A 24,916-nucleotide genomic window follows, 5' to 3' on the forward strand; every position below is an offset into this window, starting at 1 on the left:
ATTTAAGTATATAATTGGTCAAAATCCCTTTAATCTAATTCTTCAGTGTATTTTTATGACTAATATCTCTTCGTTTCGCCAAAAGCAAAGCGTTATTTTTGTTGCTTTTTTAGTCACTACATTTGTTGTTGGAATTGCTGGTGCTTTACAAGCCCCCACATTAAGTCGGTTTTTAACTTTCGATGTTAATGTTAATTCACGTCTGGTTGGGCTTTTTTTCTCGATTAATGCCTTAGCCAGTATTGTTGGGAGTTTTCTATTGGCTAAATATTCCGACACAAAAGGCGATAGGCGTTATATTGTTATCTTCTGCTGTTTAATGGGCGTAGCTAACAGTATCACTTTTGCGTTTACGCGCCATTATTTGATATTAATTACCTTGGGCGTTTTATTTGCGGCGTTATCGTCGGCTGCTATGCCACAAATTTTTGCATTAGCGCGCGAATATGCTGTTAAAACAGGGCGTAATGTTGTGGTATTTAATTCGCTTATTCGGGCTCAACTTTCACTGGCTTGGGTATTTGGTCCACCAATCTCATTTGGTTTGGCTATTAATTTTGGTTTTACGGCAATGTATTTAGCTGCCATGGGTATGTTTATGGTGGCGATGCTATTTGTTGCTGTATTTTTACCTTCAGTTGAAAAAAATCCTACCTCATCAATAAATAACAACCTAGATCTAAAAGTAGCAAATCAACCACTTTGGCAGAACAGAAATGTGCTATGTTTACTGTTATCTACTGTATTTATGTGGGCTGCGAATATGATGTATATCATCGATATGCCACTTTATGTTGATGAAGTCTTACATTTGCCTGATTCTTTACCTGGCGTATTAATGGGGCTAGCTGCGGGTATTGAAATTCCAGTAATGCTCATCGCTGGATATTTAGTGCCTTATTTAGGTAAACGAAATCTGTTTTTTATTGCGATTACTTGTGGGCTAATTTTTTATACTGGTTTGATTCTTTGCACTGATAAATATGCTTTATTAATACTACAACTTTTTAACGCATTATTTATTGGGATTGTTGCAAATATTGGTATTATTTACTTTCAGGATCTATTGCCAACTCGAATGGGGGTCGCATCGACTTTATTTAATAATGGTGTTATTTTTGGCGTCATTATAGCTGGAATGTTGCAAGGGGTGTTATCTGATATTTATGGGCATAAGATTATTTATTGGGTTGCATTGATTATGGTGGCAATATCGTTGTTATTTTGCATGTTGGTTAAAAAAGACACTGCTAGCCAAGTCAATTAAAGGCGAATGAGTAGCCAAAGTTAATAAGTAATCATTAACGCATAGCCTATTCGCCTTTTATTATCTATTTCGTAAAGGTATTGCATTGGTTTATTGCACCACTATCAAACCCACGTTTAAACCACGTGTAACGTTGTTCAGATGTGCCATGTGTAAAGCTATCGGGTACAATGCGCCCCTCGCTTTGCTGTTGTAAGCGGTCATCGCCAATGGCTTTTGCAGTGTTTAACGCTTGTTCAATATCGCCAACTTCAAGAATATTCTCTTTTTGCATGGCATTCCCCCACATCCCCGCATAGCAATCGGCTTGCAATTCTAACTTAACGGATAATTTATTATCGATATTTGCTTGGCCTTGTTTTAACCGCTCCACTTGGTCAAATGTTCCAAGCAAATTTTGCACATGATGGCCAATTTCGTGAGCGATTACGTAACCCTGTGCAAAATCACCTCCACCGCCCAGCCGTAGTTTTAACTCTTGATAGAACGAAGTATCAAGGTAAACAGTTTTATCAATACTACAATAAAATGGTCCCATAAAAGCTTTACCCATACCGCAAGATGTTTGGGTTGCGCCATTATAAAGCACTAATTTAGGAGGAGTGTAGGTTTTACCTAAATGTTGAAATTCTTGATGCCAATAATCTTCAGTGCTTGCTAAAATGATTGATGTAAATTTGGCAGCATCTTCATCAGTAATTGAATATTGGTTTAAGCTTTGTTCAGTGCTATTTGTGTCAATAAGATCTGAATTTAGTAGCCCTGTTAAATCAACACCATAATAGCCAGCAACTAATACCACCAGCAATAACGCAACTTTACCTTTACCACCAATAGGGATTCGAGCACCTGAATCACCAATCGATTGTGAGCGACGATCTTCAATATTATCGCTTTCTCTTTGGCCTCTCCAACGCATAGTCATTACCTTTGTCAGTTTTTATCCATTTTAGATGATAACAAGCAAGGATTCTAGATTAAACTGATGTTATCGTTGCAATTTGAAAAACTTAATAATAAATAACCTGCTTTACAATGAGTAAAGCGTTTGTTCTCAAAAAAGTTATTTCTTATTATTTTTAGGTATATAATATTACTATCACAGTTTTGTTTAACATTCAAAGGTATTATCATGCCATATTTATTGCTGACATTAGCGGCTTGTTTTTGGGGCGGTAATTATGTGGTGGGGCGAGTTTTAGTTACCCAAGCCGATCCCATGGTGATATCTGAAGGACGTTGGGTTATTACTGCGCTGTTACTATTGTGCCTTTATCATAGCCAAGTGCGTAGCGACTTATCCAAAATTAAAAAGTCAATCTGGCCAATATGTTTGCTGGCTATTTTTGGTCAAATTATATTTCCATTAGCGCTATATATTGGGCTTCAATATACCTCATCGCTCAATGCGTCAATTTATTTATCAGCCACACCTGGAATGGTTTTAGTAATGAATAAATTACTATTTAATGATGCAATTTCAAAAAATAATATTTTAGGTGTTTTGTTCAGTACTATGGGGGTTATTTATCTTATTCTGCAAGGAAATGTCGCCAATTTAAGTGAGCTCAGCAATATTAATAAAGGTGATTTATGGGCGATGGCATCAGCAATAAGCTGGGCTTGCTATAGCGCATTTTTACGGTTAAAAGATAAATCGATATCAGGTAATGCCTTTGTGACTGTGAGTGCCGTATTAGGCTCGGTTATGTTGTTGCCTATTGCGTTAGTCTATTTTTATTTTCATCCTATTGAGAACCTTGCTCATTATACGGATACGAGTTTTTTGCTTGGCTTATTGTATATTGCTGTTTTTGCATCTTGGCTTTCTTATTTATTTTGGAATAGAGGTATTGTGGCTATTGGCGCAACACGAGGGCAAATATATACTCACATTATTCCTTTGTCAGCAGGTATTTTCAGTATTGTCTTTTTACATACACAAGTTGCATATTTCCATATTGTTTCGATCATATTCATTGTAATTGGGATCTATTTTTGCTCAAAAAGATAAATCGCTAACTCAGCATAAAATAATGTGTGAAATATTTAGTATTGGCTGGCTAATTAGCCGAATATTTACAATATCGTGTTATTTTGCTATAATTAGTGCTCAATTTTCACGAAAAGGAATTGTTTTGTTGCTATTTAGTAGAAATCAAGATAGACAATAAAACATCGGTTTTTGCTTTTTTATTATCCTCATTTTTTATCTTTGCTGTATTTTTGCTTCAATTTTAATTAGCTGATAAGCACATTTCTTAATGTGTAATCTAAAAAGTACGTTCTTTGTGTATTAAAAGGTAACCGTTTACCTTGTTGCATCATTCCTTTTTTTATTCTTTGTATGTAAACAGGCGGTATTCTATGAAAAAGACAAAAAAATCCAAAAACAAACCATTAAATATTAACGATATTACCATAATTGATGATAACAAGTTAAAAAAAGCCATTACTGCAGCAGCGCTCGGTAATGCGATGGAGTGGTTCGATTTTGGTGTGTATGGCTTTTTAGCTTATGTGTTAGGGCAAGTGTTTTTTCCTGATGCATCGCCTAGTGTTCAAATGGTGGCGGCATTAGCCACATTTTCGGTACCGTTTTTGGTTAGACCGTTAGGCGGGGTGGTTTTTGGTATGCTTGGTGATAAATTTGGACGCCAAAAAGTACTATCCATCACTATCATCATTATGTCGTTAAGTACTTTTTGTATTGGCTTAATTCCTTCTTACGCTTCAATTGGCATTGTTGCACCGGTGTTATTACTGTTAGCTAAATTTGCGCAAGGCTTTTCAATTGGTGGAGAATATTCTGGCGCAGCGATATTTGTTGCCGAGTATTCGCCAGATCGCAAACGTGGTTTTATGGGGAGTTGGTTAGATTTTGGTTCTATTGCTGGTTTTTTAGTGGGTGCGGGTTTAGTGGTATTGTTATCAAGTATTCTTGGTAAAGAAGTGTTTCATGAATGGGGATGGCGAATTCCATTTTTATTTGCCCTACCATTAGGGTTGATTGGGCTTTATTTACGTCATGCATTAGATGAAACGCCTGCATTTCAACAACATACTGATTTAATGGATCACAATGATCGCAATCATATTGAAAATCAACCTAAAATGACATTTAAACAGATCATTACAAAATACTGGCGGAGTTTACTTATTTGTGTAGGGCTAGTGATTGTGACCAATGTGACTTATTACATGCTGTTAACCTATATGCCTAGTTATTTATCTCACAATTTAAATTATGATACAGATCATGGCGTGTTAATTATTATAACCATCATGATTGGTATGTTATTTGTGCAACCATTGATTGGTTTTATTAGCGACAAAATCGGTCGAAAGCCATTTATTATTGGCGGTAGCTTGGGGTTATTAATTCTTGCTTATCCTGCATTTGTTATGATCAACAGCGATATTATTGGGCTTATTTTTTTAGGGTTGTTGATTTTGGCTATATTACTTAACTGTTTTACTGGCGTTATGGCCTCTATTTTACCTGCTATCTTTCCAACCAGTATTCGTTACAGTGCGTTGGCTATATCTTTTAATATTTCGGTATTGGTGGCTGGTGCTACACCAACAGTTATCGCTTGGTTAGTTGCAGAAAGTCATAATTTATATATGCCAGCTTATTATCTAATGGCTGTGGCATTAGTTGGTTTACTTACTGGCATAAAAATGAAAGAAACCGCTAATCGACCATTGCGTGGCGGTACGCCTGCTGCATCTGATCGGTCAGAAGCAAAAGAAATTTTATCAGAACATTTTGATTCGATTGAACATAAGGTCGAAGATATTGATGAACAGATTGAAACATTGCAAGAACAGCGTCAGAATTTAGTCGATCAGCATCCTAAGTTAGATTGATTTTTGTTGCGTAATTTTAGTGCATCCGAGTTAGGACATTTTCAATAACTAACTCGGATTTTTTATAATGAGATTATTTAAGCATAACAAACCTAACACTTTACTCAATGATAACGACAAAATAGAGATAACAAAATAAATGGGTAAGCGTAAGATAAGATAGAAAATTAAATAAAATCAATGGCTTTTCTGAACGACTTTTATAAGTTTAAAACCTATTTTTTAAGTGTGAAAACGAGTATAAATTTAGTCTAAAAATAGCTATTTGCGGTGTTTTGTGTTGTGTCATTTTTGGCACTATCGTTGAATATCAAAAGTTTGGAAGTTAACAACAAATAGCTTATTCAATACTAATTTTATGCCAGCTTACTTCATCATTAGTTTACTATGATACTGCCGCCGATACTCAGTTGGGGTTCGCTCTGTCTTTTTTTTAAAAATCCGACAAAAATAATTACTATCTTTAAACCCCGATGCTAGAGCAATTTCTTTTATATTTAGCTCATAATCCTTTAATAGCAATTTGGCATATTCTAAGCGAATTTGATTAAGATATTCATTTAATCCTATTTTACCTTCGTGTTGAAATAGATGTGATAAGTAATTGGGCGAAATGTAAAACTTATCGGCTAAAAAATCACGCGTAACATCTTCACGAAAATGCGTATCAATGTATTGGCGAATCGCCTCAAAAAGACTGGTAGTTTTGGATGATGTTTTAATATCGACATTTAGCAAATCAAGGGTGTTGCTAAGTAAACTGTGAATAAGGTGATAAGCTGTTTTATTTTGTTTGCTCGGTTGGTTATACCGAGTTAACTCGGTCAATGCTTGAATAATAAATGAGCCAACCCGAGGACCGCGCCTTGGGATATTGACTTGCTCATGGGGAATCAATTGTCTGCCATCCCAATGTAATAGTGTTATAGCAATTTGCTGTTTGCCAAATAAAATAGTTAATAAGGTAGATGGGGCTTGCCAAATGGGTTTGTTCCAACTGTGAGCTGTGACATAAAGTAAATCGTTGGTTGAAAGTACTTTTTCAAGTACGTTACCGTCGTTATTAGCCCATAGCATTTTTTGTTTACCATCTAAGATGATCTCAATTCTAGGAAAATCGACTTGATAGGCATGTAAAGGGGCACAATTGCTGTTATTAGCGAAATAGATGTGATTGATTGTTAGCGGGTGATTGACTAACTTAGTTAATTTGTTGTTAATGAAATCTGTCATAAGATTAAATTGATGATAAATCAAGTTGTGCGCAATTGTTGAGATTATATACAGATATAAAAAATATGAAATCAACATAAATTATTTTTTATTTAATAGGGTATTTTTTAATTTATGATTGTGTGATCTAAGTCTAAATTTTTCATCTAGCGTATATAAATCCAGTAAATGGCAAAAACGTCTTCTAGGCGGTTGGGTGATTTTTTTTTACTATGTTTAGTATAAAAATGATGTTTAGTATAAAAATGTTGTTCTAAGTTAATAGATGATGATTGATCTGAATTAGGAGTGAACCATGGAACTATATCTAGATACCGCTGATGTTACGGCCATTAAGCGTTTAGCTAAAGTGTTGCCAATTAATGGTGTAACCACCAATCCTAGTATTGTGGCAAAAGCAGGTAAGTCTATTTTTTCATTATTGGCTGAATTACAAGACGTGCTGGGTGCTGATAAACTGTTATTTGCGCAAGTATTATCAAGCAATGCTAAAGAGATGATAAAAGAAGCGCATCAGCTAAGAAAAGCAGTGCCATCGATTGTGACAAAAATTCCCGTTAATGCGCAAGGGTTGATGGCAATCAAAGAACTCACCCTGCAAGGTATTCCAACCTTAGGTACTGCTGTTTATGGCGCAGGGCAGGGGTTTTTAGCAGCATTAGCGGGCGCTAAATATATTGCGCCTTATGTTAATCGTATTGATGCTCAAGGTGGAAGTAGCAAAGATACTGTACAAGAATTACAAAAATTGTTAGATTTGCATTGCCCACAGTCAATGGTATTAGCTGCCAGTTTTAGAACACCGAGACAAGCGTTAGATTGTATGCTGGCTGGATGCCAATCGATTACTTTGCCCATAGATGTGGCTGAACTGTTTATTTCTGATCCAGCAGTCGATGCGGCAATCACTAAGTTTGATGACGATTGGTGTAGTGCTTTTGGTGCACTAACGTTTTAACTTTGTTTACCTATTTTTGTTTACCTATTTTTTGACTTGAGCTTGTTTTGCTGCTTTGGCGTGGAACAAGCTGATCTGCCTTTTTCAATTGTAAAAATAGCATAACTCTAACATTTTTTATTGTATGATGATTCTTAATATTAATCACTATAAGGTGCAATGCTATGGATGAAAAAAATAATAAAATCAAAGTAAATAAAAAAGCTATTGTTAATGCATTACTCACAGTATTAAATGTTGAAAAAATCTCGCCTAGTTTTATTCGTGTCCAATTTAGTTGTAATAAGCAAGTTGATATTAATCCTTTATGGATTTGTCCTTACTTAAAATTGTTATTTCCTGATCCTTTAACTGGTAAAATAGACTTTCCCAAGTTTGATGATAATAATAAAATCGTTGTTGACGATAAATTACGCCGACTTATTCGTAGTTATAGTGTGCGTGAGTTTGAATGTGCTAATAATGAGTTTTTTGTCGATTTTGCTATTCATCAGACTGGTTTAGCGTCGGTTTGGTCACAAAAAGCTAAGATTGGGGATCAAATTGGTTTGATTGGTGCTGCCAGTAAATTGCAGTTTACTGATGATTGTTTGGTGTTAATGGGGGATGTTTCAGCCATGCCAGCGATCTGTTATACGCTTGAGCATCTACCTAAAAAGCATAAAGCTTTTGCCTTCATTGAAGTAAATCATAAAAATGATATTGTTTCATTATCAGACAATAAAAATATTGAAGTTTGTTGGCTAGTACAAAATCCAGATAATCCCCATCAATTAATTAATGCGGTAATCAACGCTAATTTATCAAGGCAAGGTAAACTGCTGTTTTGGGGAGGAATGGAGCGCTCGCTAGCACAAGCTCTTCGCCATGCGGTTAAGGATAAATATATACATTTACCGCCGGATGCTTTTCATATTACTAGCTATTGGCGAGAAGGTTTTGCCGAAGGTGAATTTAAACATCGTGAATAATTAGCGGTTTCTTTTTTATGAATATTCTTGCTCATTTACATTTGGCCACGTTAGCACATAGCTCATTAATTGGTAATACTGTGGCCGATTTTGTTAAAGGTGATCCGTATTTAATTTATGATACTGATATTGCTGATGGCATTATGTTGCACCGAAAAATTGATAGCTTGACTGATAACCTGCTTGAAGTTAAACAAGCTAAATTACTGTTCCGTCAATCGTATCAGCGCGTTGCTGCCATTACATTGGATATTGTATGGGATCATTTCTTGTCAAAGCATTGGGATAGTTATGGGCTGTTGCCTAGTGTAGCTCAATTTAATGAAGTAACCAAAGCGCATATCCAACCATATATTAGCGCTTATCCAGTTGATTATCAGCACTTTATGAATGCGATGTGGCGTGGATTGTGGCTCGAAAATTATGCATCTCTCGATTTTGTTGGCGACGTGTTAGCTGGTATGGCACAGCGGCGACCGAAATTATATTTGCTAGAAGAAACGATTATTGATATCAAACAACATTATGGCCAATTAGAGGCGCTGTTTTTTTTGTTATATCCTAAAATTTGTTTAACAGTAAAACAAGGCATTAACTAAGTTGGATTTAGTGCTATCGGTTTAAGTTTTATACACTGTAGCTTAAGCCGATAGCGGTGAGTATTTTTCGATTAATTAGGTAATATTAGTTTACCATCGTTTATTTGGATAACATCCTTACGATTTGGCAATTGGCTAATCGGTTTTAGATTTTTGTTTGTTACTTGTGGGGCATAGCCACTTTTACCACCTCGAGGTTTTGTGCGCACAACTTGGCTTACAGGTAATGTTGCTTTGTTGGTTAAGTTAGCCCATAACCATTCAATGGCGTCTTCACCATAATAATCAATCGGTAATAAGGTATTGTCAAACGGTGGCCTACCATCTAAGTAACTAGCGTTTTCAACTTCAATATATCGCAGTTGTGACTGACTTCCTTCAACTAAACTATTTAATGCCACATAAGGGCGCGATGTGTAGTTTGATAGTTGTTTAACATTATTACGTCCATGTATAATAAAGGTTTTTATGCCATGTAAGTTGCCAGAAGCGCTAACTTGTTTTATACCTTGTTCAACGCGTGGCTCTTGTGATTTTTTATAAACACAAATAGATCCTTTAGTACCATAATCAACTATCCCCTTCGTTTGAGAGCTAGAATAGAACTCTCGCCTTGGTGTATTGAGATCCTCGTTTTCAACAAGATCCAAAATAGTTGCATTCGGTCCATTCCACAGCGGTAAATGCCCGTTGGCCATTCCCCATATTTGCTGAAACGATATTTCCTCTAATGGTGCAACCTTACCTGTATAATTAATTGGATTTTGCTGAGTGCTTGCCACTGAAAAGTTACACATATTTTCGGTGACATCGTATTTACCATATGCGCTAATATATTGGTAAGGCAGTCCGATAGATTCAGTATAGTAAAAATACGGTAGCTGGATATCCATTTCTGGTGTCCAACCATATTTGTGTAGTTTTTCTAGTGCTTCTTTGGGCGTGCCTGTGGTGAGTAATTTTGCTTTTTTAAGGGCGTTACAGCGTTCTTGTGAATAAAGAAAGTAATCGGCATACGGCACGTAAGAATCATTTTTATGTGCTTTTATTGCTGGGATTGCACATGGTATATATAATGCGCCATAAGCACTGTAATTGGCAATGGATCTGGCTTGTAGTTTGTGTGATTTGCTATCGCCTATCTTGATCGAGACAGGGGTATTATCAAGTTTTGGTTGAATTTGTGGATTGACCGCAACAATACCATCAATCATATTTTGGTCATCTAATTCGCCGGCTTTTAATGCTGCTCCACCACCATCGCTTGCGCCATAGACTAAAACAAGGGTGTTATCTTTGTTAAAGATAGCTTGATCATTAGGTGAAAACATACTATTGAGTTCATAAAAGGCAAATTCTATGGATTTTAATACATGCTCACCCCAGCGGGCTTCGGCATTTAGTTTTGAGTGCAACTGTTTTACCGCATAGCGATGCGGGTATTTTTTTATGTATTTTTCTTTATTATCAATTGAAGTATAAAATAAGATATTACCAGTTTGTACTTCTCCCCATACGGTAAAGCCAACTTTGTGTTCCATATCATAAATACCGTTGCCTAATCCTTTGTCATTATAGACCACTGCGCAGTTGTGACGAAGTCCCCATAATCCACGAATTTGGACATCTTTGGCATTTAATATCCCGTCCGAATCACTAGCTGGAACTGCAACAATGCAGGGCTTATGTTTATTAAAATCAATTGGGATTTGTAATAACATACCTACGCCATCATTTCTTTGTACGGCTGTTATTTCGGTGCCTGCAAATTTGCCGTCAAATAAAGGTGTTAATTCTTGCTTCCTAAAACCAAATAGTGATCCTTCCCCAATTTTAGTATCAATATAGCGATTTAGCTTGGCTTGACGGCGTTCTTGAAAGTGTGGTTTGGTCGGAATTTCAACGTCAGGCGTGATACTACTGGTTGATAATGGCGTAAAACCGAGCCCAGCAGTAACAAGATCGTTGCTATCGCCATCATAATATGCCAAGGTACTGCGAACTAGCCATTTAGGTTTTACTATTGTATTGTCAATTTTTTTTGTGTTATGGCTCTGAGCATCTACATTCTCATTTACTACTTTCTCATTTACTGCTGATTCCATGCTCGCAACGGTATTGCTTGAATCAGGAGTTGTTTTATTGTCAGTATTGGTGATTTTGCTAGTATTTTCTTGAACTGTGTTCGTTTTTGCTGTTTCGCCCAATGAAGTTGATTTTGTTGGTTTTCCTTGTGCAATTAATGGCATGGCGACAAGGGCAAAAAATACCAATTTGACTAATGTTTTTATTTTTTTCTGTTTCATTTTTAATTCCGTTGCAATCACGTTTTAGCAGATATAATTATTATGGTTTATTGCAAAAATTAGATGGTTATTTATTGATTAATATACCTATTATGATAGTTTTAGTCTTTTACTATGTAATTATACACGAATTTTTGTTATTCGTTATTGAGTAAATTTAAATTACAAATTTTCCAAAAAGCGGCAATGATTTTTTCAGATAAGCGTCTTTTTTGCACACAAATCCCTACATCAAATGGCTCCATTAAATTGGTGGACCATTCTGTAATTCGTTCTCGGACTCTTTCTGGACTGTTGTCCATCACGACTTTTGGCAATAAGGCGACACCACAACCCAAAGCAACCATCGACACAATCGCTTCATGCCCTGCGACAGTAGCATAAATTTTGGGATTGGTTATTTTCTTTTGTTTAAACCATAAATCAATGCGGTGACGGCTTGGACCATGTTCTGGCAATATAAAAGGGATATTGTGCCAATCAGGTTTTTTTTGATGCAATTTATCGCTAAATGAGCTATTTAGTTTGGGAATCAACAAAACCATGTCAATTTCACCAAATTTTAAAAACTCAATGCCCGTAGGTAGCTGTTTAGGTTTTCCTGCAATGGCTAAATCGGCGGCATTGGATTGTATTTTTCCAACCGCATCGGCGGCATCGCCCGTTGATAGTTTGATTTCAACTAATGGGTAGTGGATCCTAAAACGATCAAGTATTTCAGGCAAATGGCTGTAGGCTGCAGTAACAGAGCAAAATAGAGTTAACTCCCCAACTAATTGTTGTTCTGATTGATCTAAATCCTGCCGTACTTGTTGGTGTAAATTGATCACTTGCTGGGCAAAACGCTTTACTTTTTCCCCTTCATGAGTTATTTGTACTTGCCGATTATCACGAATAAACAGTGCATGGCCAAAGTGTTCTTCTAAACGTTGAATTTGTCTCGATAACGTTGATGGGCTGACATGCATGGCATTAGCTGTCATGCCAAAATGACAAGTTTCACACAAATGTAAATACAATTTTAGATCTCGAATATTCATAACTAGTTCCGTTTTTATACTGAAAAGTTAGGTTTAGCCTGAAACTTTTTGGCAAAAAGACAAACAGTATTTAGCAATATTAAAGTCAAATATTATGCATAGATAAGCCAATAAGGCAAATAACAGCAATAATAACATCAATGGCAAAATAGATAGATACCTGCTAAAATAAATGATTATTTTGTGTGGATTAAAAAGTTAATTTTATGACAGAACAAGCGTATTTAGACGAAGTCAAAGCTCGTCGCACTTTTGCGATTATTTCTCATCCTGATGCGGGTAAAACAACGATTACCGAAAAGGTGCTATTATTTGGTCATGCTATACAAACTGCGGGTACCGTAAAAGGTCGTGGTGCCAATGCTCAACATGCTAAATCTGACTGGATGGAGATGGAAAAGCAACGTGGTATCTCAATAACAACCTCGGTCATGCAATTCCCATATAATGACTGTTTAGTCAATTTGCTTGATACCCCTGGACATGAGGATTTCTCAGAAGATACTTATCGCACGTTAACTGCGGTTGATAGTTGTTTGATGGTGATTGATGCGGCAAAAGGGGTTGAGGATCGCACACGTAAATTAATGGAAGTGACAAGGCTACGCAATACACCAATTTTAACGTTTATGAATAAATTAGATCGTGATATTCGCGATCCTATGGAACTGCTTGACGAAGTTGAAAACGAGCTAAATATTATGTGCGCACCCATTACTTGGCCTATCGGTTGTGGCAAGTTATTTAAAGGAGTTTATCATTTAGCGAAAGACGAGACTTACCTTTATCAAACAGGTCAAGGCCATACTATCCAAGAGATTCAAATTATTAAAGGGTTAACTAACCCCGATTTGGATTTAGCTGTTGGCGATGATTTAGCGCAACAACTACGTGAAGAACTTGAATTAGTACAAGGCGCGTCAAATGAATTTGATCTAGAGGCCTTTTTATCAGGTGATTTAACGCCCGTTTTTTTTGGTACGGCATTAGGCAATTTTGGTGTTGATCATATGCTTGATGGTCTAACAGCATGGGCACCAACGCCACAACCACGGCAAAGTGATAAGCGAGAAGTCAAATCTTCGGAAGAAAAATTCAGCGGTTTTGTGTTTAAAATTCAAGCCAATATGGATCCTAAGCATCGTGACCGAGTTGCATTTATGCGTATTGTGTCAGGTAAATATGAAAAAGGCATGAAGTTACGCCATGTTCGTATTGCTAAAGATATTAATATTTCTGACGCCTTAACGTTTATGGCTGGTGATCGTGAACATGTTGAAGAAGCCTATGCTGGCGATATTATTGGACTACACAATCATGGTACTATTCAAATCGGTGATACTTTTACTCAAGGGGAAGATTTGAAATTCACAGGTATCCCTAACTTTGCACCAGAATTGTTCCGCCGAATCCGCTTAAAAGATCCACTTAAACAAAAACAGTTATTAAAAGGACTAGTGCAATTGTCTGAAGAAGGCGCTGTACAAGTATTTCGCCCACTAGCTAATAATGACTTAATTGTGGGCGCTGTTGGGGTTCTTCAGTTTGATGTGGTTGTTGCACGTTTAAAATCAGAATATAACGTTGAGGCGATTTACGAATCAGTTAATGTCACAACCGCTCGCTGGGTAGAGTGTAGTGATGTAAAAAAACTAGAAGAGTTTAAACGTAAATGCGAGCAGAACCTTGCTTTAGATGGCGGAGATAACCTTTCTTATATTGCGCCAAGTATGGTTAATTTGAATTTGACTCAAGAACGGTATCCTGATGTTAAATTTAGGAAAACTCGTGAGCATTAATTTAGTCATCTACCAAATCACAGAGTTTATCAAGATGCTGTAGTATTATTGATAAATTTGTTGTTTTTATTTTTTGTTATTGCTATTAAAACTGAGTTGAGCGAGCAGAAATTATGATTTATAAGAATAGAAGAAAATTAGTTAATTTTATTATTAGTGGATTTATTGGGGCTTTACTTACCACTTCATATTCATCTTTTGCCATCGAAAACAAGCTTGCTAAACCAGTTTTGTTAGAAAAGGTACAACAAAGTGAGCGCGACAAGCGTCAATATGAAGTTATTGAACTGGCGAATAAAATGCGCGTTTTATTGGTTTCAGATCCTAAAGCGGTTAAATCGTTGGCGTCATTAGCATTACCTGTTGGTTCGTTGCAAGATCCCAAAGATCAGCAAGGTTTAGCTCATTATACTGAACATATGGTATTAGTGGGATCGAAAAAATACCCTGAACCAGCGAGTTTTTCGCAGTTTTTAAGCCGTCATGCTGGTAGTTATAATGCTAGCACTGCTGCGCATCGTACTGCGTTTTATTTTGAGGTCGAAAATAGCGCATTTGAAACAGCATTAGACCATTTGGCTAATGCTATTGCTCAGCCAAATTTAGATCCTAAATTTGCCGATAAAGAACGTAATGCGGTAAATGCAGAACTGACCATGGCGAGATCAAATGATGGTTTTCGTATTGGACAAATTGATTCGGAAACTATTAATCAAAACCACCCAGCTTCTCAATTTTCGGGCGGTAATTTACAGACATTGAGTGACAAAGAAAGCAGTAAACTACAAGATGCTTTAGTTAATTTCCATCAAGGCTATTATTCTGCCAACATTATGGTAGGAGTAATTTATAGTAATCAGTCTATTAATAAATTGGCAAAGTTAGCAGAAAGCACTTTTGGTCAAATTGTTAATAAAAATATTGATGCACCTAAAATTGATAAGCAAGCGCTGACCGCTGAGACATTAGGTAAACAAATTACGATGGTACCAGCGCAACCCAAAAAATTGTTATTATTGCAATTCCCTATTGAAAATAATGTGGCTAAGTTTGCTGACAAGAGTGATGAATATATTGGCTATTTAATTGGTAACCGTAGCAAAAATACATTAGTTGATCAGCTTCAAAAGCAAGGTTTGATTGAGAGCATTCAAGCGTCAAGTAATCCAATTAAATATGGCAATAGTGGGTTATTTAGTATTTACGTTAATTTAACAGAAGATGGTCTTGCCCAAAAAGATAAGGTTATTGCAGCTATTTTTAATTATTTACAATTAATTCAACACGAAGGGCTTTCTGACGCTTATTATAAAGAAATGCAAAAAGTGCTAGCGTTAGAGTTTAAATATCAAAATGTTGAACGTGATATGTCTTATGTGGAATGGCTGTCTGATCAAATGTTGTTATACCCTATTAAAAATGTGTTGAATTCTGATTATGTTGCTACGCATTTTGACAAAACAACGGTAGTTAATCGTTTAAAAAGTTTCACCGTTAATAATGCAAGGGTTTGGGTTATTTCTCCTAATCAATTGACGAATAAAACCGCTTATTTTGTTGATGCCCCGTATAAAATTGATAATATTACTAATGAAGAAAAAGTAAATTGGCTAAATTTAAGTAAAAGTTTTTCGTTTAGCTTGCCTGAACTCAACCCTTATATTCCAGATGATTTTACGATTTTGGGCCAAAACAGCAATCAATCACAACCAGCGGGATTCAGCAAGCGCGGAAACCATTTCCATTTCGTTAGTCAGTATTTTCGTCAAGAACCGAAAGCTGAAATTGTAGTTTCGTTACGAAATAATGAAGCTTTTATTGATGCGAAATCCAAAGTGGCGTTTGATTTACTCGATTACATTGTTAGCCGTCAATTAGCGCAATTACAATTTCAAGCAAGTATTGCTGGTATAGCCTTATCTACGGGTAGCGATGATGGTTTGATGATTACGGCTAGTGGCTTTAATCAACACTTACCTGAAATGATATTAGAAATACTTAATAGTTATCGCCAAGTAACGATTGATGAACAAAGCTTAGCTTTAGCCAAGTCATGGTATTTGCAAAAACTTGATGCAGCGGAACATACAAATAGTTACCAATTAGCTGTTAATCCTGTGAGTGCATTATCTTCTGTTCCTCATTATTATGAGCGAAGTGTCAGGCGTCAAATCACAGAAGATATGAGTATTAATGATATTTTAACTTATCGTGATAATCTAATGACTAATTCTGTACCTTATATGCTAAGCTTGGGAAATTTATCTAATGAGAATTCATTAGATCTTTATCATGCTATTCAAAAAATGCTTGCACGCAAAGCTGAATTTACCCCAATGAAAAGCATCAAAATTAAATCACCTTTATTGGCACAAATTACTCAGCAGGCCAAAAGTACTGATAACGCCTTGATGATGAGCTATATCCCAACGAATTATGATCGTATTACAAGTAGTATGTTAAGTTATACACTTTATAAAATAATCTCGCCATGGTTCTTCGATCAGTTGCGAACTAATGAGCAACTTGGTTATGCTGTATTTACAACACCGATTACGGTTGGGGATTCTACGGGGATGAGTTTTATTATCCAAAGTAATCAATATGATCCAGCTTATTTGCTTAAGCGTTATCAAGAATTTTACCCAATTATGTTAAGTAAGTTAGAAGCTTTATCAGAAAATGATATTGAGCAATACAAAAAGGCGATACTTGAGGAGCTGACAATGCCACCTCAAACATTGGATGAAGAATTAAGCCGTTATATGCCAGATTATCGTTTATCACGATTTGCCTTTGATTCACGCAGTAAAAAAATAGCGAAGGTAAAAAACATCAATAAACAAGATTTGATCGATTTTTATCGTTATTCAATAATCAATCAAAAAGGTTTAGTGCTTGCTTCGCAAGTGCTTGGTAAGCGTTCAGATGATATTAAACAGCCTAGTGCAATTTCAGAATTTACTGAATTTGAAAATGCATCAGCACTACAAGATATTTTATTAAAATAATATACTAAAATGTATATATTACCTGAAATATTTTTATAGAAAATTGGCAATGTAACTACCTTATGATACACTGCCAAAATTCGAATAATTTGAGTTAATTATGGTGAATGGAACAGTCGATTATTTGGCTATAGGACAGCGGTTACGTGCTTATCGCATCGCTGCTTCGCTTAAAGCTGAAGATGTAGCTCAAAGCCTGAAAATATCAAGAGCAGCGGTTTATCGTTTAGAAAAAGGCGAAATCGTTAAAATTGAGACATTAGCTCGTTTAGCCCTATTGTTGGATACTTCTTTAGCTAGTTTACTTGGTATAGATACTGAATATTACTCTAGTGGTGAAGGCTTTTTTGAGCGAATGCGTCAGCTAGAAGAGCAATCAACCCACATCTATTCCCATTTTGATCCATTTTCTTTTTTATTAACTTCTCCAAACTATCTATCTCATTTAGCCATGATGCTTGAAGAATCAAGTGAATCGGCTGAGATGAAAAAATACGCAGTCATTTTATCAATTTTAAAATATCGTAAAACACAGTTTTACCAATCAGTTCCTAAAGTAATTAATTTGATTAGTTTGCGGAATATAGAGCGGTTTTTGCACCTTGGCTTAGTCGGCGATTTAACCATTTCGCCGGGTAAAAAATCTGAAAGAATGTTGTTGGCACGCAAAGAGATTTACCATTTAATTGAACTATTAGAACAACAATCTTATGTGCCAACTATTGCAATTACGCAACAAGCAATTCCATCGATTGCTTTCCAAATTTTTTATCAAAGCGAGACTCCAATTTCGCTAGCAATTAGCCCATTTCGATTAGGTGAGTTACCAAATGTAACAACGGGCATTGCATCGATTACCTCATCGCCTGACGCAATTAAACGTTATCGTTCATTATTTGATAAACTATGGCAAAATAGCGCTAAAGAGCAACAAGCCATTGATTTGCTAAAAGCAACGTTAGATAAATTTTAAAGAATATTAAAGAGAGTCATTATGTTATCCTTAACAATACAACCCATAAAAAGATTTAATGGCACCATTAACTTGCCAGGATCAAAAAGTGTTTCTAATCGAGCACTATTACTATCCGCTTTGAGCCAAGGCGATACTCGCTTAACAAATTTACTCGATAGTGACGATGTTCGTTACATGCTTGATGCATTGACGGCTCTCGGTGTGAAATATCAATTATCCCATGATCGTACTATTTGTGATATTGAAGGTGTAGGCGGCAAACTATGCTCTTCACATGCATTAGAACTATTTTTAGGTAATGCAGGCACGGCAATGCGTCCTTTAGCAGCTGCGCTATGCCTTGGCCACAATAACATTGTATTAACTGGCGAGCCACGTATGAAAGAGCGCCCAATTGGTCATTTAGTGGATGCATTGCGTCAAGGAGGGGCTAAAATTGATTATCTTGAAAATGATGGTTATCCTCCGTTACATATTCATGGTGGTTTCATCGGAGGGAAAATTCAAGTTGATGGTTCTGTATCAAGCCAATTTCTAACAGCACTATTAATGGCTGCACCATTAGCTGAACAAGATACCGAGATAACTATTATTGGTGATTTGGTATCTAAACCTTATATCGATATTACTTTAAAAATGATGACGATATTTGGTGTTACAGTTGTTAATCAAAACTACCAAACTTTCATGATTAAAGCGAATCAAAGTTACCAATCCCCGAAAAATTACTTGGTTGAAGGCGACGCTTCTTCTGCATCTTATTTTCTAGCCGCAGCCGCCATTAAAGGTGGTACTGTAAGAGTAACAGGGATAGGTAAAGAAAGTTTACAAGGAGATACACAATTCGCTCATGTTTTAGAAAAAATGGGTGCTAAAGTGACTTGGGCTGATGATTATATAGAATGTTCGCATGGTCAATTAAATGGTATTGATATGGATATGAATCATATTCCTGATGCGGCAATGACGATTGCAACCACCGCTTTATTCGCTAAAGGGAAAACCACTATTCGTAATATTTATAATTGGCGAGTTAAAGAAACTGATCGTTTATACGCTATGGCAACAGAATTACGTAAGGTCGGAGCAATGGTTGAAGAGGGTCGAGATTATATTACTATTGAGCCACCGGCAAAATTAGCCCACGCTGAAATTGAAACTTATAATGATCACCGTATTGCCATGTGTTTTTCACTTGTTTCGCTATCCGATACACCTGTGACAATTTTGGATCCTAAATGCACCATGAAAACATTTCCAGATTACTTTGAACAATTTAAAAGATTAAGTGAATAATAGTATGAATAACACTATCCCAGTTATAGCCGTTGATGGACCCAGTGGAGTAGGAAAGGGTACACTTTGCCAAGCGTTAGCGAATCATTTTAATTGGCACCTTTTGGACTCGGGGGCAATTTATCGTGTACTGGCATTATCGGCGTTGGAAAAAAATATTGCACTAGATGATGAGAATCAGTTAGCTAACTTAGCATTAAATTTACCTTTATCTTTTGACACAAGTGATATTGAAGTTAAAGTGCGATTAAATGGGATTGATGTGTCTAAAAATATTCGCACAGAGCAAACAGGCGGGGCAGCATCAAAAGTGGCTTCGCTTAATCAAGTTAGAGTTGCGTTATTACAACGCCAGCGTGATTTTAGACAGGCTCCAGGATTGATTGCTGATGGTCGAGATATGGGTACGGTTGTTTTTGCTGATGCGCCAGTCAAAATCTTCCTTGATGCAAGCGCCCAGTCTCGTGCAGAAAGAAGGATGAAACAGTTGCAAGATAAGCAGAATCATGCTAAATTTGCCAACATTTTGCAGGAAATAACTGCGCGTGATGAACGCGATCGTAATCGAGCCATTGCACCGTTAAAGCCTGCTGTTGATGCGCTAATAATTGATACCACATCGCTGTCTATTCAAGATGTTTTTAATCAATCTATTACGTATATAAACGAAAAACTTGCGTTGTAAGCTAGCTTACGGCGTGAACTAAGCTCCATTATATGGATGAGTGGAGTATCGTAAACAACCCCACAAGACATGATGTAATGTGGACGTTAATATTAATTTAAGTATATAAATATGACTGAATCTTTTGCTCAACTCTTTGAAGAGTCTTTAAATCAGCTAGACACTCGTTCTGGTAATATGATCCGTGGTACTGTCGTTGCAATCGACAAAGATGTTGTTTTAGTTGATGCTGGATTAAAATCTGAATCAGCAATCCCAGTAGAGCAGTTTAAAAATGCCCAAGGCGAATTAGAAGTTCAAGTTGGCGACGTTGTTGACGTTGTACTTGACTCAATTGAAGATGGCTTTGGTGAAACCATCTTATCTCGTGAAAAAGCTAAACGCCATGAAGCGTGGTTAGTATTAGAAAAAGCAGTTGAAGATGCTGCAACAGTTTTAGGTGTTATCAATGGTAAAGTTAAAGGTGGCTTTACGGTTGATCTTAATGGCGTACGTGCGTTCCTTCCTGGTTCACTTGTTGATGTTCGTCCATTACGCGATACTTCTCATATCGAAAACAGAGAAATTGAATTAAAAGTTATTAAGTTAGATCAAAAACGCAACAACGTTGTTGTATCACGTCGTGCGGTTATTGAATCTGAAAATAGCGCAGAAAGAGAACAACTTCTTGAAAATCTACAAGAAGGTTCAGAAGTTAAAGGTATTATCAAAAATCTTACTGATTACGGTGCATTTGTTGATCTTGGTGGAGTTGACGGTTTACTTCATATCACTGATATGGCTTGGAAACGTGTTAAACACCCAAGTGAAGTGGTTGAAGTAGGACAAGAATTACTTGTTAAAGTACTTAAATTTGATAAAGACCGCTCACGTGTTTCTCTTGGCTTAAAACAATTAGGCGAAGATCCATGGGTTTCAATCGCTAAACGTTACCCAGAAGGTACTAAAGTAACAGGTAAAGTAACCAACTTAACTGATTATGGTTGCTTTGTTGAAATTGAAACTGGCGTTGAAGGTTTAGTACACGTTTCTGAAATGGATTGGACAAACAAAAACATTCATCCTTCTAAAGTTGTTAGCCTTGGTGATGAAGTTGAAGTTGTGGTACTTGAAATTGATGAAGAACGTCGTCGTATTTCTCTTGGCCTTAAACAATGTAAACCAAACCCATGGTTACAATTTGCTGATTCGCATAGCAAAGGCGATAAAGTTAGTGGTAAGATCAAATCAATCACTGATTTTGGTATCTTCATCGGCTTAGAAGGTGGTATTGATGGTTTAGTTCATCTTTCTGATATTTCTTGGAATATGCCAGGTGAAGAAGCCGTTAAAGCTTATAAGAAAGGCGATGATATCGAAGCTGTTGTACTACAAGTTGATGCAGAACGTGAGCGTATCTCTTTAGGTATTAAGCAACTAGAAGACGATCCATTTAGCAGTTTTGCTTCTAACTTCAAAAAAGGTGCAATTGTTAAAGGAAATGTGACTGCAGTTGATGCTAAAGGCGCAACCGTTGAAATTGCAGATGGTATTGAAGGTTATTTAAAAGCACAAGATATTGCTCGTGAGCGTATTGAAGATGCAACAACTGCATTAAAAGTTGGTGATGAAGTTGAAGCTAAAATTATCAATATCGATCGTAAAACTCGTGCAATTTCGTTATCAGTGCGTGCAAAAGATGAAGCTGACGAAAAAGAAGCACTTGCGGCTGTAAATAATTCTTCAACTCAAGAAGATGCATCATTTACTAATGCAATGGCTGAAGCATTCAAAGCTGCGTCAAAAACTGAGTAAAAAATGTTTATGTAAAGAGTAAAGAGGGCTTGCCCTCTTTTTCTTTTGTGGTATAGAATGGGTAAATTCCATGCCACATAAAAAATTAGGAGTGATCATGAACAGATCAGATTTAGTAGAACGAATTGTAAACTGGCGGACACACCTTCCTGTGCAACTAGTTGACGATTCGGTTAGAGATATCATCGAGCAGATCGCTTTAGCCATGGAAGGTAACGATCGTGTAGAAATTCGAGGCTTTGGTAGTTTTAGTTTAAATTATCGAGCTCCACGCAAAGCTAGAAATCCAAGAACTGGCGGTAATGTTGAAGTCAAACATAAGTACATTCCTCATTTCAAACCAGGTAAAGAGTTGCGTGAAAGAGTAAACAACGCTGCAAAAGCATAATCTCTAAATTCTATATTTAACTAAAAGCCTTTGAGTAAAATCAATGGCTTTTTTATTTTAAGTAATGCCATTACTGTTATTTAATTACACTCATCAGTTTAGTAAATTCATTTACTCCTATTGATTAACTAAGATCTTCTCATATTTTGCTCTTCATCATTATGAATTTTTTATAATTTTTAAAATTTGAAAGACCATTAACAATTTTAGTAAATTGTATCTGGTTTAATGATCAAATTGGAAGACTTCTCAAAAATTTCAAAACCATTTATTTTTTTATGATAGTAAGTGATAGGCTAGTTGTTAGTTTAGACTAACAATAGTAGGCACTAATGAGACAATGTTGTTCCCTTGATTTAATGGCTATTATGTTTTCATTAGGTTGCCTACCATTACTATTTTTACCACATTTATTCTCTGATTTTCAGTGGTATTTTATTGCTATTATCTTAGTTATTTTGTTGTTAGTGACCCCAGATAAATTTCGTTGGCTTTTATCTATTTTTATTATATTTTGTTTAGGTTTTTTATGGTCTATTGCTTATTCTAAACAATACTTAACCAATATCACGCCTTATATTGACAAAATATTAGTTGTTAAAGCCAAAGCAGTAAGTATCAATACACGCCAAATAACAACAAATGAGCCTTATCATTTGTCGTTTTCTATTTTTTCTGTTTCAGACCATATGCTTCCTAATAATATTCCAATCACGGTTTATTGGGATAAGTTAGCACTTCCTAAATCTGGCCAAATTTGGCAATTAACATTAAAAGTTAAAGTAGCACATGGTTACTTAAATGAGGGAGGATTTGATAGCCAACGTTTTTCTATTGTCAATCGAAGTTTATTATCAGCTAAATTAGTTGATGCAGAATTATTGGTAGATGAATCTAATGTAAAGCAAGCAATTACTGATTCGGCATTACCCTATATCAATTTGTTTCGTTATAAAGGCATTTTACTTGCTCTTGCTTTTGGCGATCGTTCCCAATTAGATAATTCACATCGTATAGTGATGATGCAAACTGGTATTGCCCATTTAATGGCAATATCGGGTATGCATATCTTAATAGTTTTTGGGATGAGTTGTTTTTTTATCAAAGTTTGCTTGTTTTTTATTCCAAAGCGTTTTATGCATTTTTTCTTTCCGATTATAGCAGGCTGGTTATGTGCATTTTTTTATGCATGGTTAACAGGCTTAAATCCGCCAGCTTTGCGCGCCATATTTGCTTTATCTATCTGGATTTATTTGCGTTATAAAAAAAAACAAATAAGTGCATGGCAAAAAGTCAATCGAATTATTGCGTTATTATTGTTATTTGATCCGTTAATGATTTTATCTGAAAGTTTTTGGTTATCTTGCTATGCGGTAATAAGCTTGATTTTTTGGTTTGACTGGTTACCACTCCCTAAAATAATGAAGTATAAAAAACGTTGGTATGTAATAAGGCTATTGCATTTGCAGTTTGGGTTAACCTTATTATTGCTACCTATTCAATTTTTTGTTTTTCAAGGAGTGAGTGCCGTCTCGATCTTAACTAATTTAATTGCGATTCCCATTATTTCACTATTTACATTTCCAATTATTTTAATTGCGTTAATATGTAGTGCAGTTGACTGTTTTTATATTGCATTATGGTTTTGGTTTATTGCTGATAAGTCTTTGGAATGGTTGTTTTTAAGTTTAGATTGGCTTAATTGGTTATGGATTAAAATTCCTTCCGACTTTTATTTATTAAGTTTTTTCAGCTGGATAATTATAGTTATAATACGCACCGGTGTTTGGCGCCGGTTTAGTATGACTTTGCTGGTAATTTTGCTGATGTTACTGTTGCCATTTTTTAAAGATCAGAACTATCGTTGGCGGCTAGATATGTTAGATGTTGGGCATGGATTGGCTATGGTTATTCATAATGGCAAATCAGCAATTTTATACGATACAGGTGCAAAATGGGATAAAGGTTCGGCTATGGAAAGGGTCATTATTCCTTTTCTACAGTGGCATAATTTGAACGTGGAAGGCATTATCATCAGTCATCAACATAATGATCATGCAGGCGGTTTGACTATGCTTCAACGTGTTTATCCAAAGGCATGGTTGATGAGCTCATCTTCTGATTACAATAATACTTATCCATGCTTAGCGGGTAATCGTATTATTTGGCATGATTTGACGTTTAATGTGCTGTGGCCGAAAAAATTGGTTGGTTATGCACAAAATGACGATTCCTGTGTGGTACAAGTTACTGATGGGCGATTTTCTGTATTATTAACTGGAGATTTAGAACGAAATCAGGAGTATCAATTAGTCACAACATATCGAAACCAGTTGGCATCTACCATCTTGCAAATTCCACATCATGGTAGTAGCACTTCATCAAGCTATGCATTTTTAAATCATGTTAAACCCGTAGTCTCGTTGGTATCAACGTCCCGTTATAATCCTTGGAAACTGCCATCTCATAAAGTAATGAAAAAATATCAAGATCTAAAGCTAAATCATTATATTACCGCAAGGACTGGGCAAATAAGCCTGTTTTTTGATAAACAAAAATGGAGCTTAAAAACCATGCGAAAAGAAATTACTCCTCGTTGGTATCATGATTGGTTTGGTAGTTTACCAATTTATGAGTAAAATAGGTTATCTTTCGCTATAGATAGCCGTTTTAATAATTGTTATATCGATATTAAGATATAAAACAATTTTACTAAATGT

The 24,916-nt window shown here is 35.9% G+C and carries 18 protein-coding genes; 14 read left to right on the forward strand and 4 right to left on the reverse strand.

All coding sequences use genetic code 11. From position 1 onward, the window contains the following. Positions 1–55 precede the first annotated feature (55 nt). Entirely contained in the window at positions 56–1,267 is a 1,212-nt protein-coding gene (locus tag A9G42_RS08450) for an MFS transporter (RefSeq protein ID WP_065653210.1), read from the forward strand. Positions 1,268–1,331: 64 nt separating this feature from the next. Here A9G42_RS08450 and ypfJ read toward each other — a convergent pair whose 3' ends face one another. Further along, positions 1,332–2,186 carry a KPN_02809 family neutral zinc metallopeptidase gene (gene ypfJ / locus A9G42_RS08455; RefSeq protein ID WP_065653186.1) on the reverse strand — a complete coding sequence of 285 codons (855 nt, stop codon included), beginning with the start codon at positions 2,184–2,186 and terminating at the stop codon, positions 1,332–1,334. A gap of 213 nt (positions 2,187–2,399) precedes the next feature. Here ypfJ and A9G42_RS08460 point away from each other — a divergent pair, with 213 nt between their 5' ends. Together A9G42_RS08460 and proP are read left to right on the forward strand one after the other, a co-directional pair. Then, positions 2,400–3,281 carry a DMT family transporter gene (locus A9G42_RS08460; protein WP_065582907.1) on the forward strand — a complete coding sequence of 294 codons (882 nt, stop codon included), beginning with the start codon at positions 2,400–2,402 and terminating at the stop codon, positions 3,279–3,281. 353 nt (positions 3,282–3,634) lie between these two features. After that, positions 3,635–5,140 (forward strand): glycine betaine/L-proline transporter ProP, encoded by a 1,506-nt coding sequence (gene proP, locus A9G42_RS08465; protein ID WP_065582906.1) that lies wholly within the window; start codon positions 3,635–3,637, stop codon positions 5,138–5,140. A 366-nt stretch (positions 5,141–5,506) separates the two neighbouring features. Here the strand turns inward: proP and A9G42_RS08470 are convergent, their stop codons facing one another. After that, complete coding sequence (locus A9G42_RS08470; RefSeq protein WP_065653211.1) at positions 5,507–6,373, reverse strand: helix-turn-helix domain-containing protein; 867 nt, start codon at positions 6,371–6,373, stop codon at positions 5,507–5,509. Between the two features lie 295 nt (positions 6,374–6,668). On the opposite strand from A9G42_RS08470, the gene fsa reads away from it, so the two are divergent. The 3 genes from fsa to A9G42_RS08485 all read left to right on the forward strand — a co-directional run bounded on the left by fsa (position 6,669) and on the right by A9G42_RS08485 (position 8,901). Beyond that, positions 6,669–7,331, forward strand: a complete 663-nt coding sequence (gene fsa, locus A9G42_RS08475; RefSeq protein WP_065580358.1) for a fructose-6-phosphate aldolase — start codon at positions 6,669–6,671, stop codon at positions 7,329–7,331. A 164-nt stretch (positions 7,332–7,495) separates the two neighbouring features. Continuing rightward, on the forward strand, positions 7,496–8,302 hold the full coding sequence (locus A9G42_RS08480; RefSeq protein WP_065653187.1) for a siderophore-interacting protein: 807 nt from the start codon (positions 7,496–7,498) through the stop codon (positions 8,300–8,302). A 17-nt stretch (positions 8,303–8,319) separates the two neighbouring features. Further along, positions 8,320–8,901 carry an acyl carrier protein phosphodiesterase gene (locus A9G42_RS08485; RefSeq protein ID WP_065580360.1) on the forward strand — a complete coding sequence of 194 codons (582 nt, stop codon included), beginning with the start codon at positions 8,320–8,322 and terminating at the stop codon, positions 8,899–8,901. Positions 8,902–8,972: 71 nt separating this feature from the next. Here A9G42_RS08485 and A9G42_RS08490 read toward each other — a convergent pair whose 3' ends face one another. Then, entirely contained in the window at positions 8,973–11,207 is a 2,235-nt protein-coding gene (locus A9G42_RS08490) for a 3-hydroxybutyrate oligomer hydrolase family protein (protein WP_065653188.1), read from the reverse strand. A gap of 137 nt (positions 11,208–11,344) precedes the next feature. After that, positions 11,345–12,247, reverse strand: coding sequence for an HTH-type transcriptional activator IlvY (gene ilvY / locus A9G42_RS08495; protein ID WP_065642137.1), 903 nt, complete (start codon positions 12,245–12,247; stop codon positions 11,345–11,347). A gap of 206 nt (positions 12,248–12,453) precedes the next feature. Here ilvY and prfC point away from each other — a divergent pair, with 206 nt between their 5' ends. From prfC to A9G42_RS08535, 8 genes are all read left to right on the forward strand, one after another. Continuing rightward, positions 12,454–14,046 carry a peptide chain release factor 3 gene (gene prfC, locus A9G42_RS08500; RefSeq protein WP_065653189.1) on the forward strand — a complete coding sequence of 531 codons (1,593 nt, stop codon included), beginning with the start codon at positions 12,454–12,456 and terminating at the stop codon, positions 14,044–14,046. Between the two features lie 113 nt (positions 14,047–14,159). Next, positions 14,160–17,057, forward strand: a complete 2,898-nt coding sequence (ptrA, locus tag A9G42_RS08505; RefSeq protein WP_065653190.1) for a pitrilysin — start codon at positions 14,160–14,162, stop codon at positions 17,055–17,057. Between the two features lie 100 nt (positions 17,058–17,157). Beyond that, positions 17,158–18,030: a helix-turn-helix domain-containing protein gene (locus A9G42_RS08510; protein ID WP_065580363.1), complete on the forward strand. Its 873-nt coding sequence runs from the start codon at positions 17,158–17,160 to the stop codon at positions 18,028–18,030. An 18-nt stretch (positions 18,031–18,048) separates the two neighbouring features. Next, positions 18,049–19,329 carry a 3-phosphoshikimate 1-carboxyvinyltransferase gene (gene aroA, locus A9G42_RS08515; RefSeq protein ID WP_143426135.1) on the forward strand — a complete coding sequence of 427 codons (1,281 nt, stop codon included), beginning with the start codon at positions 18,049–18,051 and terminating at the stop codon, positions 19,327–19,329. Positions 19,330–19,333: 4 nt separating this feature from the next. Then, entirely contained in the window at positions 19,334–20,014 is a 681-nt protein-coding gene (gene cmk / locus A9G42_RS08520; RefSeq protein ID WP_065568087.1) for a (d)CMP kinase, read from the forward strand. Positions 20,015–20,125: 111 nt separating this feature from the next. After that, positions 20,126–21,808, forward strand: a complete 1,683-nt coding sequence (rpsA, locus tag A9G42_RS08525; RefSeq protein WP_065568086.1) for a 30S ribosomal protein S1 — start codon at positions 20,126–20,128, stop codon at positions 21,806–21,808. Positions 21,809–21,905: 97 nt separating this feature from the next. After that, the gene (gene ihfB, locus A9G42_RS08530; protein ID WP_065568085.1) at positions 21,906–22,196 is read left to right on the forward strand and encodes an integration host factor subunit beta; all 291 of its coding nucleotides are present in this window, start codon (positions 21,906–21,908) and stop codon (positions 22,194–22,196) included. 332 nt (positions 22,197–22,528) lie between these two features. Further along, entirely contained in the window at positions 22,529–24,835 is a 2,307-nt protein-coding gene (locus A9G42_RS08535; protein ID WP_065653192.1) for a DNA internalization-related competence protein ComEC/Rec2, read from the forward strand. The last annotated feature ends 81 nt before the right edge of the window (positions 24,836–24,916 follow it).

This window comes from Gilliamella sp. Nev6-6, assembly GCF_001690605.1.
In the GTDB taxonomy this organism is placed as follows: domain Bacteria; phylum Pseudomonadota; class Gammaproteobacteria; order Enterobacterales; family Orbaceae; genus Gilliamella; species Gilliamella apicola_C.